Raw genomic sequence first — 16,701 nt, forward strand, 5'->3', positions numbered from 1 at the left:
TCGGGGGCTGGCCCCCGAAAGGGACGGGAATGGGTAGGGGCGGCGGGGGCGATGTACCTGTTATGAGCGACTACCGCATCGAACACGACTCCATGGGCGAGATCCGCGTCCCCGCCGACGCCAAGTGGCGGGCCCAGACCCAGCGGGCAGTGGAGAACTTCCCCATCTCCGGGCAGCGGATCGAGCGCGCGCACATCGAGGCCCTCGCCAGGATCAAGGCGGCCGCGGCCAAGGTGAACGCCGGGCTCGGAGTGCTGGACAAGGACGTCTCGGAGGCCATCCAGGAGGCGGCCGCGGAGGTCGTGGACGGTAAGTGGGACGACCACTTCCCCGTGGACGTTTTTCAGACAGGCTCCGGGACCTCGTCCAACATGAACACGAACGAGGTCATCGCCACGCTGGCGACGGAACGGCTCGGCAGGGACGTACATCCGAACGACCATGTGAACGCCTCGCAGTCCAGCAACGACGTGTTCCCCTCGTCGATCCACATCGCCGCGACGGCCGCCGTCACCCGCGATCTCGTACCCGCCCTCGATCACCTCGCGGACGCGCTCACCCGCAAGTCCGAGGAGTTCGCGGACGTCGTGAAGTCCGGGCGTACGCATCTGATGGACGCGACGCCCGTGACGCTCGGGCAGGAGTTCGGCGGGTATGCCGCCCAGGTGCGGTACGGGGTCGAACGGCTGCAGGCCTCCCTGCCGCGGCTCGCCGAGCTGCCGCTCGGGGGGACCGCCGTGGGGACCGGGATCAACACCCCGCCCGGCTTCTCCGCCGCCGTGATCGCGGAGGTCGCGCGGGCCACCGGGCTGCCGCTCACCGAGGCGCGCGACCACTTCGAGGCGCAGGGGGCCAGGGACGGGATCGTCGAGACCAGTGGGCAGCTGCGGACCATCGCGGTCGGGCTGACGAAGATCGCGAACGACCTTCGGTGGATGGCCTCCGGGCCCCGCACCGGTCTGGCCGAGATCAGCCTTCCCGACCTCCAGCCCGGTTCGTCGATCATGCCCGGCAAGGTGAATCCGGTCATTCCCGAGGCCGTACTGATGGTCGCCGCGCAGGTGACCGGGAACGACGCGACGATCGCCACCGCCGGCGCCTCCGGGAACTTCGAGCTCAACGTGATGCTGCCGGTCATCGCCAGGAACGTACTGGAGTCGGTCCGGCTCCTCGCGAACGTCTCACGGCTGCTCGCCGACCGGACCGTCGACGGGATCACCGCCGACCGCGAGCGCGCCCGGGAGTACGCCGAGTCGTCGCCGTCCGTCGTGACGCCGCTGAACAAGTACATCGGGTACGAGGAGGCCGCGAAGGTCGCCAAGAAGGCGCTCGCCGAGCGGAGGACCATCCGTGAGGTCGTCCTGGAGTCCGGTTACGTCGAGCGTGGTGATCTCACCCGGGAGCAGCTGGACGAGGCCCTGGATGTCCTGCGGATGACGCGCCCGTAACGGCATTCGGCCCGGCGCGCGAACCGTGACGCGCGCCGCAGCGTCGTATGCCATGGGCACCTAATATCTGTTCATGGCAGAGGGTGGAGCGGTGGCAGACGTGGAAGCGGGCGGGTCGGCGGCGTACTGGAACCCCGGGAGTCGGATCCTGTGGCGTTACCGGGAGAACGCCGGCGAGCGCTTCCACATCGTGCGCCCCGTGACCGTCGTGCGGGACGACGAGGAGCTGCTCGCCGTGTGGCTGGCCCCGGGAACCGAGTGCGTGAAGCCCGTCCTCGCCGACGGTACGCCCGTGCACGTGGAGCCGCTGGAGTCCCGTTACACCAAGCCGCGGACCGTGCAGCGCGGCCACTGGTTCGGCACCGGTGTGCTCAAGCTGGCGCGGCCCGGTGAGCCGTGGTCGGTGTGGCTGTTCTGGGAGCCCGGCTGGCAGTTCAAGAACTGGTACGTCAACTTGGAGGAACCGCTGGCCAGATGGGCCGGAGGCGTGGACTCCGAGGACCACTTCCTCGACATCTCGGTGAACCCGGACCGGACTTGGGACTGGCGCGACGAGGACGAGTTCGCGCAGGCCCAGCGGGACGGCCTGATGGACGACCGACTGGCCGCCCGGGTGCGGGAGGCCGGCCGGGCCGCGGTGGAGGTGATCCGCGCCTGGGGCCCGCCGTTGTCGGACGGCTGGCAGCACTGGCGCCCGGATCCGTCCTGGTCCGTACCGTCGTTGCCGGACGACTGGGATCGTACGCCCGCGCACGTGTCCACGTGAGACCCTTGATGTGCCCCCGTGGTAGAACCGTAGGATCGTCCTCCGCAACGAACAGTCACGGTCGGTGCGCAGCACCGTCGTTGAGGAGTGGTGGTCGGGTGGCGGGCGGGCGCGAGGCGACAACTCCCGGAGCACACGCTGGGCTTGACCGAACGTCACCGAGGGGCGGCAGGACGTGAGCGAGGGGTACGAGGGCCACAGCGGTACGGTCGGGAGACGGCCGGACGGGCTGTTCCCGCCGGTGCCCGACGGTCTCTCTTCTGAGAGGCTGTCTGACCACGCGGGGATTCCGTTCCTGGGGCACGCATTCCGGGTATCGGGATTTCTGCGGGACGAACTGCACGCACGGCGCGCAGCACCGGACGGATGGATTCGACACGCGTGACGGAGCACCCCACCTCCCACGAGCGCCGCCAGCCAAGCGCTGCCCGGCCCACCGCCCCCGCGGACCCACGCGGGGCGCTTCTGCGTACCCCGGAGCCGCCGGCGCAGGGTTCCACCGGTTTACCCGCACAGGGACGGCCGGCCGAGGCCCCCACCCCGCCCGGGACCCCGGGTGCGCCCGCTTCCGAAGGCCAGGACCCCACCGGCGCCCCCACGCCCTCGGGCACCCTCGCCGCCGCCACGGGCACGCCCGCCGCGTCCGGGACCCCGGCGGGCAGCCAGGGCCCGCCCGCGCCCTCCGGCGGTCACGGCCCGACCGACGCTCCCACCGGCGCGGGATCCGAGCATTCCCAGCCGTCCGTCACCGAGCCCGATCCGCACCGCCCGCGGCCCGCGCCCGAGACCATCCCGGCCCAGTCGGGTGCCGAGGCGGCCGCGGTCCTGAGCGGCAAGGAGCGGCGTACGGGACAGGGGCCCGCGCCGGGCACCCCCATGCCCATGCGCCGGGACGGCGACCGGCTGCGCTTCGTGGGAGCCGCCACCCGGCGGATCGCCCGCGGCATCGACCTCGACGAGATCGTGATGGGCCTGTGCCGGGCCACCGTGCCGACCTTCTCGGACGCGATCCTCGTCTATCTGCGCGACCCGCTGCCGGTCGGCGACGAGCGGCCCACCGGGCCCGTCGTGCTGCGGCTGCGGCGCACGGACCGGATCCCGGAGGACCGGGACACCGAGGGCTTCCTGCTGCCCGCGCTGCAGCCCGAGCCCGATCTCGGGATCACCGCCGAGCTGTGCACCGTACGGCCCGGTGGCGCGCTGAACGAGGTGCTGCGCGGTGTCCGGCCCGTCTTCGCGGACGCGCCGGCCGCACGGGCCGCGCTGCCCGAGCTGATCGGCGAGGACCTGACCGTGCCCGGCGGCCAGCGGGCGATCCTCGCCCCGCTGCGCGGACGCCGCCGCGTGATCGGTGCCGCGCTGTTCCTGCGCCGCCCGGACCGGCCCGCCTTCGAGACCGACGACCTGCTCGTCGCGGCCCAGCTCGCCACGCACAGCGCCCTCGGCATCGACAAGGCCGTGCTGTACGGGCGCGAGGCGTACATCGCGGACGAGCTCCAGCGCACGATGCTGCCCGAGACGCTGCCCCGGCCGACCGGCGTGCGGCTGGCGTCCCGGTATCTCCCGGCCGCGGAGACCGCGCGGGTCGGCGGCGACTGGTACGACGCGATCCCGCTGCCCGGCAGCCGGGTCGCCCTCGTCGTCGGTGACGTCATGGGCCACTCCATGACCTCGGCCGCGATCATGGGCCAGCTGCGCACGACCGCGCAGACCCTCGCCGGGCTCGACCTTCCCCCGCAGGAGGTCCTGCACCACCTGGACGAGCAGGCCCAGCGGCTCGGCACCGACCGCATGGCGACCTGCCTGTACGCGGTGTACGACCCGGTCGCGCACCGCATCACCATCGCCAACGCCGGCCATCCGCCGCCCGTCCTGCTCCACCTGGGCGGCCGGGCCGAGGTCCTGCGCGTACCGCCGGGCGCCCCCATCGGCGTGGGCGGCGTGGACTTCGAGGCGGTCGAGCTGGACGCGCCCGCCGGCGCCACCCTGCTGCTCTACACCGACGGTCTGGTCGAGTCGCGGCTGCGTGACGTGTGGACCGGTATAGAACAGCTGCGCGAGAAGCTCGCCGCCACCGCGCAGCTGACCGGCGCCGACCATCCGCCGCCCCTCGAGGCGCTGTGCGACGAGGTGCTCGACATGCTCGGCCCGGGCGACCGGGACGACGACATCGCGCTGCTCGCCGCCCGCTTCGACGGCATCGCGCCCAGCGACGTCGCCTTCTGGCATCTGGACCCCGAGGACGCGGCACCGGGCCGGGCCCGCCGGCTGGCCCGCAAGGCGCTCTCCCGCTGGGGTCTGGAGGAGCTCACGGACTCCCTGGAGCTGCTCGTCAGCGAGGTCGTGACGAACGCCGTGCGCTACACGTCACGGCCGGTCACGCTGCGTCTGCTCCGTACGGACGTGCTGCGCTGCGAGGTCGGTGACGACGTGCCGCAGTTGCCGCGGCTGCGGCAGGCGCGGGCCACGGACGAGGGCGGCCGCGGTCTCTACCTGGTGAACAAGCTGGCCAGGCGGTGGGGCGCGACCCGGCTCAGCACGGGAAAGGTGGTCTGGTTCGAGTTGAACCACGGCTGAGTCGATCCCTGATCGAGGGGTACCCACGGAGGACGCCCCCCGGCAGCCGGGTGAGAATCGAACCGGAATTGGACCGCGTCCAAATGTTGCCGACATCCCGTCGGCGGAGTTGACTGCTGGGGTGGCCGAAGCGACCTGACGACTCTCTTCTTGACGGGAGGACGCTCGTGACGCAGACACCCCAGAAGGCTCCGTACACCACGAACAACGTCGGAATTCCGGTGGAGAGCGACGAACACTCGCTCACCGTCGGTCCCGACGGCCCGATCCTGCTCCAGGACCACTACCTCATCGAGAAGATGGCCCAGTTCAACCGGGAGCGGGTCCCCGAGCGGGTGGTGCACGCCAAGGGCAGTGGCGCGTACGGATTCTTCGAAGTCACCAATGACGTCAGCCAGTTCACCAAGGCGGACCTTTTCCAGCCCGGGAAGCGCACGGAGATGCTGGCGCGCTTCTCGACCGTCGCAGGTGAGCAGGGCTCGCCCGACACCTGGCGGGACCCCCGCGGTTTCGCGCTCAAGTTCTATACCGAGCACGGCAATTACGACCTGGTGGGCAACAACACCCCGGTCTTCTTCGTCCGTGACACGATCAAGTTCCAGGACTTCATCCGCTCGCAGAAGCGCCACCCGGCGACCGGGCTGCGCAACAACGACATGCAGTGGGACTTCTGGACGCTCTCGCCCGAGTCTGCACACCAGGTGACCTGGCTGATGGGCGACCGCGGCATTCCGAAGACGTACCGCCACATGAACGGCTACTCGTCCCACACCTACATGTGGATCAACGGCGCGGGTGAACGGTTCTGGGTGAAGTACCACTTCAAGACCGACCAGGGCATCGACTTCCTCACGCAGGACGAGGCCGACGAGCTGGCCGGTTCGGACGCGGACAAGCACCGCCGTGACCTGTACGAGTCGATCGAGTCCGGGAACGCGCCGAGTTGGACGCTCAAGGTCCAGATCATGCCGTTCGAGGACGCGGCGGACTACCGCTTCAACCCGTTCGACCTGACGAAGGTCTGGCCGCACGGCGACTATCCGCTGATCGACGTCGGCCGGATGACCCTCGACAGGAACCCCGAGGACTACTTCATCCACATCGAGCAGGCCGCCTTCGAGCCGTCCAACCTGGTGCCGGGCATCGGTCCCTCGCCGGACAAGATGCTCCTTGGCCGGCTGTTCTCGTACCCGGACACCCATCGGTACCGGATCGGCCCCAACTACGCGCAGCTGCCGCCCAACCGGCCGCACGCTCCGGTCAACTCGTACGCCAAGGACGGCCCGATGCGGTACGAGGCGTCCAACGCGGCCCGCCCGTACGCGCCCAACTCCTACGGGGGGCCCGCGGCCGACTACGGGCAGTTCGGCGACCCGGCGAGCTGGCAGACCGCCGGGGAGCTGGTGCGCGAGGCGTACAAGCTGCACCGGGAGGACGACGACTGGGGGCAGGCGGGGACGATGGTCCGGCAGGTCCTCGACGACGCCCAGCGTGAGCGGCTGGTGTCCAACGTCAGCGGGCATCTGCAGGCCGATGTGTCCCGGCCCGTGCTGGAGCGTGCGCTGCAGTACTGGCGGAACATCGACAAGGAGATCGGCGACCGGATCGCCCACTCGGTCAACGGGGACTGAGGCAACGGGGACTGAGGTCCGTCACCGCGAGGCCGGTGCGGAACTGCGGGCCGTTCGTGGCCGGTCGCACGGTTCGCGAGGAAGGCGCGCCCCTTGACGGGGGCGCGCCTTCCTCGTTGCCGCCGGTTACGGATCCGACTGCGGGTCGTCCGGGTCCGTCGGTAGTTCTATGCCGTCGTCCGGCGGTGGCGGTGGGCTGGTCGTCGGAGTCGGCGGATCCTCGCTCTCCGTCGGGGTGCCCTCGGGACTGCTCTCCGGCGGCGGACTGCTGGTCGACGGCTTCGTCGGCGGGTCCTCGCTGCTCGGCTCGTCGGACGGGGTCGGCGGCGGCTGGGAGGCCGTGGGCGTGATCGTCGGCTGGACGGCCGCACCCTGGTCGGTGTCCAGGTCGAACTTGGAGACGCTGCCCATCGCGCCGAAGGTGTACGCCGCCCATATCTGGGCCGGGAAGCCACCGCCGTTGACCCGGCCGCCGCCGGCCGCGCCCTGCAGCGTGACCTGGCTGAACGCCTTGACCTTCACCGGCTTGTCCTTGCCGCAGCGGGTGGTGCCCGCCTTGGCCGCCTCGCCGAAGACGCCCACCGAGGTGACGAGCTTGGGCGTGTACCCGGTGAACCAGGCCGACTTGTTGCAGTCGGACGTACCGGTCTTGCCCGCGACCTGCTGGCCGTCACGGGCCGGGTTGTCGCGTACGGACGTCTTGGCCGTACCGTCGTCGACCACGCCGGTCAGCACCGAGGTGACCGTGTCGGCGGCCTCCCGGCTGATGACCCGGTCGCCGATCGGATCCGGGAACTTGACCACGCGGTCCTTGTGCTCGACCGACTTCACGAGGGCCGGGGTGACCTTCTTGCCGTGGTTGTCGAGCGTCGCGTAGACGCCGGCCATCTCCAGCGGGCTCGCGCCCATCGTGCCGAGGGTCTGGGCGGGCACAGACTTGGCGCCCTCGACGTCCATGCCGAGCTCGCCCGCGGTCTTCATGACCTGGTCCATGCCGACGTCGACGCCCAGCTGGGCGAAGACGGAGTTGATGGACTTGTTCATCGCGGTCTGGACGGTGACGTCTCCGTAGTCGACGTCGTCCTCGTTCGGCGGCGCGAAGCCGACCTTCTTGCCGTCGTCGACGACAGGACGCTTGCTGGTGCCGTCGTAGATCGTCTTCGCCGTGACCGGTGTGCCGTCCTGCGTCTCGGCGTCCTTGTCGACGGCCGCGGCCAGGATCAGCGGCTTGAAGGTGGAGGCGGGCTGGTAGTCGCGGCGCGTCGCGTTGTTCGTGTAGTGCTTCACGTAGTCCACGCCGCCGTACATCGCGACGACCTTGCCGGTCTTCGGATCGACGGAGGCGGCACCGGCCTGGACGTCGGCGTCGATCTTCCGCTTCTTGGCGTCCAGCTTGCCGGTCAGCTGGCTCTTGACGGACTTCTCCAGCTGGGCCTGCTTCTTCTTGTCTATGTTCAGGGTGATCGTCCAGCCGCCGGCCTTGACCATGGTCTCGGCCTCGTCCATGTCGGCGGCCGTGCCCTGCGAGACGAGCTGCTTCTTCAGCGCGGTGTCGGCGGCCTCCACCAGGTAGCCGGCCTGGCCCTGCAGACCGGGTGCGCCCTGGGGGTCCCTCGGCACGGGGAACTTCATGCCGTCGCGCTTGGCGGAGCTGAGCCAGCCCTCCTCGACCATGTTGTCCAGGACGTAGTTCCAGCGGGCGGTGACCAGCTTCTGGCTGGTCTTGCTCGCGACCGCCCAGTCGTACTGGCTCGGCGCCTGGAGCAGTGCGGCGAGGTACGCGCCCTGCGCGACCGTGAGCTCGTCCGCGTCGACGCGGTAGTACGCCTGCGCGGCGGCCTGGATGCCCCATGAGTTGCGGCCGTAGTAGCTGGTGTTGATGTAGCCCGCGAGGATGTCGTCCTTGGACTCCTGGCGGTCCACCTTCAGGGAGATGACCAGTTCCTTCAGCTTGCGCGTGACGGTCTGGTCCTGCGTCAGGTAGTAGTTCTTGACGTACTGCTGGGTGATCGTCGAGCCACCCTGCTTGCCCTTGCCGGAGAGGGTGTTGAGCAGACCGCGGGCCGTGCCCTTGAGGTCGACGCCGGCGTCCTCGTAGAAGGACTTGTTCTCGGCGGCGACGAAGGTCATCCGGACGCCCTTGGAGACCTGGTCCAGGTCGACGAGCTCGCGGTTGACGGCGCCGTCGCGGGCGAGCGTCTTGCCGTCGCTGTACTTGTAGATGTTGCTCTGCTGGACCGCGGCGGCGTTGCCCTTGGGAACGTCGATCATCAGGTACAGAGCGACGAAGGCCGCCATCCCGAGGAGACAGAGGCCGAAGAACGTACCGAGGAGCTTCTTCCAGGTGAAGAGGCGACGTATGCCACTCTTCGCACCGGCCTTGGCACCGGCCGTGGCACCACCCTTGGCGCCGGCTCTGGACGAGCGCTTCGGCGCGGCGCGGTGGCCACCGCGCTGCCGCGCTCGTCTCTCTTCCGCTCGTCCCATGGGTCCGATCCGCTCCGCTTCCGTCTCTCGTGTCTCACAGGTTCACCGCTCAGGTCAGCTCAGCAAACTAACACCGCGCGTGGCGACATAGGACGGTCGATCCCGCCTTTTGCGGACGTGACAATCAGCACCTGTCCCGACCTGTCCCTATGGAACCGACGATTCGGATGCGTAGAAGGTTGCCGTGACGGGTAAAGTGATATCACTTAGATAGTACGAAGCCAGGTGCTCGCACGAGAGCCGCGGCACCAGGAAACGCAGCACCACGAAACGGGGGATCACCCATGTCCACGCACGACACTCCACACACCGCCGACGTACCCGAGATGCCCGCACCGCGCGTCCGGGAGTCCGTCGCGCACAGCATCGGCGGCGGGCTCGCGCTGCTGCTCGGGCTGGTCGGACTGCTCGCGGGCGCCGGAATGATCGTCAGCGCCACCGCGGTGGACTCCACCGGCGGCAAGGCCGCGCTGATCGTGTCCGGCATCCTGATCGGCCTCGCGGCCTTCGTCGCCATGTGCGGCCTGAACATGGTGGCGCCGGGCGAGGCCCGCGTCGTCCAGCTCTTCGGCCGCTATCGCGGGACGATCCGCGAGGACGGCCTGCGCTGGGTGAACCCACTGACGTCCCGTACGAAGATCTCGACGCGGGTACGCAACCACGAGACGGCCGTCCTCAAGGTCAACGACGCCTACGGCAACCCGATCGAGCTCGCCGCGGTGGTGGTGTGGAAGGTCGAGGACACCGCACAGGCGAGCTTCGAGGTGGACGACTTCCTGGAGTTCGTCGCCACCCAGACCGAGGCGGCGGTGCGGCACATCGCCATCGAGTACCCGTACGACGCCCATGACGAGGACGGTCTGTCGCTGCGGGGCAACGCGGAGGAGATCACCGAGAAGCTCGCCGTCGAACTGCACGCGCGCGTGGAGGCCGCGGGCGTCCAGATCATCGAGTCCCGCTTCACGCATCTCGCGTACGCTCCCGAGATCGCCTCGGCGATGCTCCAGCGACAGCAGGCGGGCGCGGTCGTCGCCGCGCGGCGACAGATCGTGGACGGCGCGGTCGGCATGGTCGAGGACGCGCTCGCCCGGATCACCGAGCGGGACATCGTCGAGCTGGACTCCGAGCGGAAGGCGGCGATGGTGTCGAACCTGTTGGTGGTCCTGTGCGGCGACCGCGCCCCGCAGCCCGTCCTCAACACGGGGTCCCTCTACCAGTGACGTCACCTCCAGAGGGGGATTCCCCCAAGCGGCGGCCGCAGCAGCAGCGCAAGCAGGTGCTGTTGCGGCTGGATCCGCTCGTGTACGAGGCGCTTGCGCGGTGGGCCGGCGACGAGCTTCGCTCCGCCAACGCGCAGATCGAGTTCCTCCTGCGGAGGGCCCTGGCGGAGACGGGTCGCCTGCCGGGCGGGGCTGGTCCGATCCCCCGCCGGGGTCGGCCTCCCGTTTCCGGGGAGGCCGAGGAGTAGGCACGCACCGGGGGCGGCGGGCTCGTGGCGAAAGGCGCGGGTCCGCTGTGGCTGATCGCGCAGTTCCCCGCGCCCCTTTTAGGGGCGCGGGGAACTGCGCAGTCTTTGGGGGTTCGGGGGCGGAGCCCCTGAAAAGGGATGGGAATGGGTAAGGGCGGCGGGGGCGAAAAAGGCGCCGACGCCCCACCCGCCACCCCAGTAACAGAACCGTGACAATCGAGCCTGACCTGCGGACCCGTACGCCTCGGATGCGGCTGTCCACGGTGCGTATACACGCGGTGTATACGCCCTGTGTACAGTGCTCCGCATGTCCATCGGTCACACGCTCCTAGGGCTCCTGGAGTCCGGGCCCCGCCACGGTTACGACCTGAAGCGGGCCTTCGACGAGAAGTTCGGTCACGACCGGCCGCTCCACTACGGCCAGGTCTATTCGACGATGTCCCGGCTGCTGAAGAACGGCCTCGTGGAGGTCGACGGGATAGAGGCGGGCGACGGCCCGGAGCGGAAGCGGTACGCGATCACCGAAGCAGGCGTCACCGACGTCCAGCGCTGGCTCGCCACCCCGGAGAAGCCCGAGCCCTACCTCCAGTCGACCCTCTACACCAAGGTCGTCCTCGCCCTCCTCACCCACCGCGACGCGTCCGGGATCCTCGACACCCAGCGCGCCGAGCACCTGCGCATGATGCGGATGCTCACCGACCGCAAGCGCAAGGGCGACCTCGCCGACCAGCTGATCTGCGACCACGCACTCTTCCATCTCGAAGCCGACCTGCGGTGGCTGGAACTGACCGCCGCGCGCCTCGGCAAGCTCGCAGAGGCGGTGACTCGATGACCCCCGCAGGCTCCCTGCTCGTGGCCCACGACCTGCGCAAGGCCTACGGCCCCACCAACGCCCTGGACGGCGCCGAGTTCTCCATCCACCCGGGCGAGGTCGTCGCCGTGATGGGCCCCTCCGGCTCCGGCAAGTCGACCCTCCTGCACTGCCTGGCCGGCATCGTCACCCCCGACTCCGGCTCGATCATGTACGGCGGCCAGGACATGGCCACCATGAACGACGCCCAGCGCAGCGCCCTGCGCCGCTCCCAGTTCGGCTTCGTCTTCCAGTTCGGCCAGCTCGTACCGGAACTGACCTGCGTCGAGAACGTGGCACTGCCCCTGCGCCTCAACGGCGCCTCCCGCAAGGACGCCGAACGCACCGCCCTGGCCCGGATGGAACAGCTGGAGGTCGACGACCTCAAGGCCAAACGGCCCGGCGAGGTCTCCGGCGGCCAGGGGCAACGCGTCGCCGTCGCCCGCGCCCTGGTCACCGACCCCCGCGTGCTCTTCGCCGACGAACCCACCGGCGCCCTGGACTCCCTCAACGGCGAACGCGTGATGGAACTGCTCACCGACGCCGCCCGCTCCGCCAACGCCGCCGTCGTCCTCGTCACCCACGAAGCACGCGTCGCCGCCTACTCGGACCGCGAGATCGTCGTACGCGACGGCAAGTCCCGGGACATGGAGCGCGTCGTATGAGCGCACGCCAGTGGTCGAAGGACCTGGCCATGGGCGCCAAGTTCGCGTTCACCGGGGGCCGCGAGGGCTGGGTGCGCGTGCTGCTCACGGGCGTGGGCGTGGGTCTCGGCGTGGCGCTGCTGCTGCTCACCACCGCGATACCGAACGCGATGCAGGCCCGGTCCGACCGCGAGTACGCGCGCATGGACGTCACGATCGGCGAGGAGGATCCGCCCAAGGCCGACAACACGGTGCTCGTCGCGAATGTCGGCACCGAGTTCCGCGGCCGGGACGTCCGCGGCCGCCAGCTGGAGCCCGAGGGCTCGCGGGCACCTCTGCCGCCGGGGTTGAAGAAGTTCCCCGCGCCGGGCGAGATGGTCGTGTCGCCCGCGCTCAAGGAGCTGCTGAAGTCCAAGGACGCCAAGCTGCTGCGCGAGCGGCTGCCGGACCGGATCACCGGCACGATCAGTGAGGCGGGTCTCATCGGTTCGGCCGAACTCGCCTTCTACTCGGGTGGCGAGAACCTGGCCCGGTACGGCGACGGCCCCGGCGTCACGCGCATCAACACCTTCCAGGGGCAGAAGGCGCCCTCGGAGGAGATGGACCCGGTCCTGCTCCTGCTCGTTCTCACGGTCTTCGTGGTGCTGCTGATGCCTGTCGGCGTCTTCATCGCCGCGGCCGTACGCTTCGGCGGCGAGCGGCGCGACCGCAGGCTCGCGGCGCTGCGGCTGGTCGGCGCCGACAGCCGGATGACCCGCCGGATCGCCGCGGGCGAGGCCCTCGCCGGCGCGGTGCTCGGGCTGCTCTTCGGTACCGGCTTCTTCCTGATCGGCCGTCAGATCGCGGGCTCCGTCGAGGTCTTCGGGTTCAGCGTCTTCCCGAGCTACCTCAACCCGACGCCCGTACTCGCCGTACTGATCGCCGTCGCGGTCCCGGCGGCCGCGGTCGCGGTGACGCTGCTCGCCCTGCGCGGTGTGGTCATCGAACCGCTCGGCGTGGTGCGCACGGCCAGGCCCGCTCGACGCCGACTGTGGTGGCGGCTGCTCCTGCCGCTCGGCGGTATCGGGCTGCTCGTCCCGATGATCGGGAAGGGCACCGAGAACGGGAACTTCAACGAGTACATGGTGACCGGCGGCGTCATCCTGCTCCTCGTCGGCATCACCGCGCTGCTGCCGTGGATCGTGGAAGCCGTCGTGGCCCGGCTGAACTCGGGCCCGGTCTCCTGGCAACTGGCGGTCCGCAGGCTCCAGTTGAGCAGCGGTACGGCGGCCCGCATGGTGAACGGCATCGCGGTGGCGGTGGCCGGCGCGATCGCCCTGCAGATGCTCTTCGCCGGCGTCCAGAGCGGCTACACGGAACCCACCGGCCAGGACCTCTCGCGCGCCCAGATGCAGATGTCCGTACCGAGGACCGCCCCACTCGCCGAGGCCCGGCAGGCCCTCGCCGAGACCAGCGGTGTGCGCCAGGCCATGGCGCTCTCCGACGGCTGGCTGGGCTCGGGCAGGAAGGACCCCGAGACGTCCACGCCGCTGACCGTCGGCGACTGCGCCGCCCTGCGCGAGGTGGCGAAGCTGCCCTCGTGCCGCGAGGGTGACGTCTTCGCGGTGCACGGCGCCGACTACGACACGGACACCCCGAAGCTCGCCGCACCCGGCGGGAAGCTCTACATCGACCCCTCCTACAGCGGGGAGGAGAAGGCCAAGGAGATCGCCTGGACGGTGCCGCGGGGCATCATGAAGGCCGCCCCGGGCAATGACCCGAAGGGCTGGGAGCGGGGCGGTTTCCTGTTCACCCCGAGCGCGCTGCCCACCGCGGCGGCCTCGACCCTCGACGGGCAGATCTATCTGCAGCTCGACATGACGGTCCCGGACGTGCAGGAACTCGTACGCAACGCTGCGGCGAAGGTGGATCCGCTCACGGACCCCTGGACGTACACGTCGAGCGAGGAGTCCCAGACGTTCGGCTCCATCCGCACCGGGCTGTTCGTCGGCGCGGCCTGTGTTCTCGCGCTGATCGGGGCGAGCCTGCTCGTCTCGCAGCTGGAGCAGTTGCGGGAGCGCAAGAAGCTCCTGTCGGTCCTCGTCGCCTTCGGCACCCGGCGCCGCACACTGAGCCTGTCGGTGCTGTGGCAGACCGCGATCCCGGTCGCCCTCGGCCTGGCCCTCGCCTCGGTGGTGGGCCTCACCCTGGGCGCGGTCCTGCTGAAGATGACGGACACCAAGGTGACCGTGGACTGGCTGAGCGTCCTGGCCATGACGGGTATCGGCTCAGCGGTCGTCCTCGTGGTGACGGCCCTCAGCGTGCCGCCACTGCTGCGGTTGATGCGCCCGGACGGGCTGCGCACGGAGTAGCGCGCCTCAGGGGGCGCGGGGCCGTTGCCGGTGCGGGTCACACCACCCGTACCGGCAACGGCCCCAGCGCTTCCCGAAGAGCCCCGGCCAACTCCTCGTACTCCGCCCCCCGGGCCGCACCCGTCCGCATGGCGAGGGCGATGCGCCGGGTCGGGGCGGGCTCCGCGAAGCAGCCGGTGAGCAGCTGATCGCTGCGGGTCGTCTCGACCCTGACGGCCGTACGCGGCAACAGGGTCACCCCGAGACCACCCGCGACCAGCTGTACGAGGGTGGAGAGCCCGGCGGCGGTCGTGGTGACCGGGGCGTCCTCGCGACCGGCCTCCCGGCAGATGTCCAGGGCCTGGTCGCGCAGGCAGTGCCCTTCGTCCAACAGCAGCAGATTGAGCTCGCGCAGAGCTTCCCTCGGGATCCCCTCCCGGCCGCCGAGCCAGTGATCCATCGGCGTGACGAGCACGAAGTCCTCGTCGAACAGCGGCAGTTCGACGACACCGGGCACGCCCAGCGGCACGGCGAGCAGCAGCAGATCGAGCCGCCCCGTGGTGAGCCCCTCCAGCAGGTTGGCGGTCTGCTCCTCGTGGACCTGGAGGTCGAGGGCCGGGTAGCGGTCGTGGGCCAGCTTCAGAACGGTTGGCAGCAGATACGGCGCCACGGTCGGGATCACTCCGAGCCGCAGCACCCCGGTGAACGGCGCCGACACCGCCTCCGCCTCCTCCATCAGCGCCCCCACCTCGTCGAGCACCGCCTTCGCCCGCACGGCCAGCCGCTCACCGGCAGCCGAGAGAAGCACCTTGCGCGTCGTACGCTCCAACAGGGTCACCCCCAGCGTCTCCTCCAGCGCCGAAACGGCCCCCGACAGCGCGGGCTGACTCATACCGATCGCCGCGGCGGCGTCACGGAAGTGCAGATGCTCGGCCACCGCGACGAAGGCTCGCAGCTGGGAGAGGCTCGGCTGCCTCTTCTTACTGGGGGCCACTGATAACCACCTCCGATCAGGAAGACCGAGTGTAGCTATTTCACTAATCAATGCACTCTGTGCCACGATCAAGAACGTCCAACCCAAGGGAAAACCCCACATAAGGGGCTTTCTTCGCTTCAAGGAGAGCGTGTGCTCACTGTCGGTGACAAGTTCCCCGAGTTCGACCTGACTGCCTGTGTCTCGCTGGAGAAGGGCAAGGAGTTCGAGCAGATCAACCACAAGACGTACGAGGGTCAGTGGAAGATCGTCTTCGCGTGGCCCAAGGACTTCACCTTCGTGTGCCCCACCGAGATCGCGGCCTTCGGCAAGCTCAACGACGAGTTCGCCGACCGTGACGCGCAGGTCCTCGGTTTCTCCGGCGACTCCGAGTTCGTGCACCACGCCTGGCGCAAGGACCACGACGATCTGCGGGACCTGCCCTTCCCGATGCTGGCCGACTCGAAGCACGAGCTGATGCGGGACCTCGGCATCGAGGGCGAGGACGGCTTCGCCAAGCGTGCCGTCTTCATCGTCGACCAGAACAACGAGATCCAGTTCTCCATGGTGACCGCCGGTTCCGTCGGGCGTAACCCCAAGGAGGTTCTGCGGGTTCTCGACGCGCTGCAGACCGACGAGCTGTGCCCGTGCAACTGGAGCAAGGGCGAGGACACCCTTGACCCGGTCAAGCTGCTGGCCGGTGAGTGACCGATGTCGCTCGACGCGCTGAAGTCCGCGATTCCGGACTACGCCAAGGACCTTCGGCTGAACCTCGGTTCGGTGATCGGCAACTCCGAGCTTCCGCAGCAGCAGCTGTGGGGGACGGTGCTCGCCTGCGCCATCGCCTCGCGGTCTCCTCGTGTGCTGCGTGAGCTGGAGGAGGAGGCGAACGCGAAGCTCTCTCCTGAGGCGTACACGGCTGCCAAGTCCGCCGCGGCGGTCATGGCGATGAACAACGTCTTCTACCGCACGCGGCACCTGCTCTCCGATCCGGAGTACGGGAACCTGCGGGCCGGTCTGCGGATGAACGTGATCGGCAACCCCGGTGTGGAGAAGGTCGACTTCGAGCTGTGGTCGCTTGCCGTGTCCGCGATCAATGGGTGTGGGCAGTGTCTCGACTCCCACGAGCAGGTGCTCCGCAAGGCCGGTGTCGACCGGGAGACCATCCAGGAAGCGTTCAAGATCGCTTCGGTCGTCCAGGCCGTGGGTGTCACCCTCGACGCGGAGGCGGTCCTCGCGGAGTAGCTCCGCCGGTTTTGCCCCTCGTGGCCCCGTTCACCTTCGCGGTGGGCGGGGCTTCGGAGTTTCCTCGCCCCCGCCGCCCCTACCCGTCCCGTCCCTGGGGGCTGCCGCCCCCAGACCCCCGCATCGGCCTGAACGGCCTCGTCCTCAAACGCCGGACGGGCTGGAAGTGTCGGCCCGGGCCGCGAAGTATTCAGCCCCTCCGGCGTTTGAGGAGCGGGGGTTCGGGGGCGGAGCCCCTGAGTAAGCGACGGGAATGGGTAGGGGCGGCGGGGGCGGAAGAAG

Annotated in this window: 13 protein-coding genes; 11 read left to right on the top strand and 2 right to left on the bottom strand. The window is 69.7% G+C overall.

The genetic code is table 11. The features are described 5' to 3' along the window. The first annotated feature begins 62 nt into the window (after positions 1 to 62). The 4 genes from OG718_RS22160 (at position 63) to OG718_RS22175 (ending at position 6,422) form a co-directional block, all read left to right on the top strand. Complete coding sequence (locus OG718_RS22160) at positions 63 to 1,448, top strand: class II fumarate hydratase (protein ID WP_328844992.1); 1,386 nt, start codon at positions 63 to 65, stop codon at positions 1,446 to 1,448. Between the two features lie 73 nt (positions 1,449 to 1,521). Next, positions 1,522 to 2,214 (top strand): cytidylyl-2-hydroxypropylphosphonate hydrolase, encoded by a 693-nt coding sequence (gene fomD / locus OG718_RS22165; protein ID WP_186001148.1) that lies wholly within the window; start codon positions 1,522 to 1,524, stop codon positions 2,212 to 2,214. A 381-nt stretch (positions 2,215 to 2,595) separates the two neighbouring features. Continuing rightward, positions 2,596 to 4,791, top strand: coding sequence for a SpoIIE family protein phosphatase (locus OG718_RS22170; RefSeq protein ID WP_443055133.1), 2,196 nt, complete (start codon positions 2,596 to 2,598; stop codon positions 4,789 to 4,791). A gap of 167 nt (positions 4,792 to 4,958) precedes the next feature. Then, on the top strand, positions 4,959 to 6,422 hold the full coding sequence (locus OG718_RS22175) for a catalase (RefSeq protein WP_328844994.1): 1,464 nt from the start codon (positions 4,959 to 4,961) through the stop codon (positions 6,420 to 6,422). Between the two features lie 126 nt (positions 6,423 to 6,548). Here OG718_RS22175 and OG718_RS22180 read toward each other — a convergent pair whose 3' ends face one another. Beyond that, positions 6,549 to 8,909 (bottom strand): transglycosylase domain-containing protein, encoded by a 2,361-nt coding sequence (locus OG718_RS22180; protein ID WP_328844995.1) that lies wholly within the window; start codon positions 8,907 to 8,909, stop codon positions 6,549 to 6,551. 284 nt (positions 8,910 to 9,193) lie between these two features. Here OG718_RS22180 and OG718_RS22185 point away from each other — a divergent pair, with 284 nt between their 5' ends. The 5 genes from OG718_RS22185 (at position 9,194) to OG718_RS22205 (ending at position 14,222) form a co-directional block, all read left to right on the top strand. Continuing rightward, positions 9,194 to 10,129: an SPFH domain-containing protein gene (locus OG718_RS22185; RefSeq protein WP_143636688.1), complete on the top strand. Its 936-nt coding sequence runs from the start codon at positions 9,194 to 9,196 to the stop codon at positions 10,127 to 10,129. Beyond that, complete coding sequence (locus tag OG718_RS22190) at positions 10,126 to 10,377, top strand: hypothetical protein (protein WP_143636690.1); 252 nt, start codon at positions 10,126 to 10,128, stop codon at positions 10,375 to 10,377. The genes OG718_RS22185 and OG718_RS22190 overlap by 4 nt, the downstream gene beginning before the upstream one ends. Before the next feature lie 307 nt (positions 10,378 to 10,684). Then, the gene (locus tag OG718_RS22195; RefSeq protein WP_143636691.1) at positions 10,685 to 11,209 is read left to right on the top strand and encodes a PadR family transcriptional regulator; all 525 of its coding nucleotides are present in this window, start codon (positions 10,685 to 10,687) and stop codon (positions 11,207 to 11,209) included. After that, complete coding sequence (locus OG718_RS22200) at positions 11,206 to 11,892, top strand: ABC transporter ATP-binding protein (RefSeq protein ID WP_143636694.1); 687 nt, start codon at positions 11,206 to 11,208, stop codon at positions 11,890 to 11,892. The genes OG718_RS22195 and OG718_RS22200 overlap by 4 nt, the downstream gene beginning before the upstream one ends. Continuing rightward, positions 11,889 to 14,222 (top strand): ABC transporter permease, encoded by a 2,334-nt coding sequence (locus OG718_RS22205; protein WP_143636696.1) that lies wholly within the window; start codon positions 11,889 to 11,891, stop codon positions 14,220 to 14,222. Before OG718_RS22200 ends, OG718_RS22205 begins: the two co-directional genes overlap by 4 nt. A gap of 37 nt (positions 14,223 to 14,259) precedes the next feature. On the opposite strand, the gene OG718_RS22210 is transcribed toward OG718_RS22205, so the two are convergent. Further along, complete coding sequence (locus tag OG718_RS22210; protein WP_143636698.1) at positions 14,260 to 15,195, bottom strand: LysR substrate-binding domain-containing protein; 936 nt, start codon at positions 15,193 to 15,195, stop codon at positions 14,260 to 14,262. Positions 15,196 to 15,327: 132 nt separating this feature from the next. Here OG718_RS22210 and OG718_RS22215 point away from each other — a divergent pair, with 132 nt between their 5' ends. Continuing rightward, positions 15,328 to 15,882 carry a peroxiredoxin gene (locus OG718_RS22215; protein WP_143636700.1) on the top strand — a complete coding sequence of 185 codons (555 nt, stop codon included), beginning with the start codon at positions 15,328 to 15,330 and terminating at the stop codon, positions 15,880 to 15,882. Positions 15,883 to 15,885: 3 nt separating this feature from the next. Next, on the top strand, positions 15,886 to 16,419 hold the full coding sequence (locus tag OG718_RS22220; protein ID WP_143636702.1) for an alkyl hydroperoxide reductase: 534 nt from the start codon (positions 15,886 to 15,888) through the stop codon (positions 16,417 to 16,419). The last annotated feature ends 282 nt before the right edge of the window (positions 16,420 to 16,701 follow it).

The sequence above is a fragment of the Streptomyces sp. NBC_00258 genome, assembly GCF_036182465.1.
In the GTDB taxonomy this organism is placed as follows: domain Bacteria; phylum Actinomycetota; class Actinomycetes; order Streptomycetales; family Streptomycetaceae; genus Streptomyces.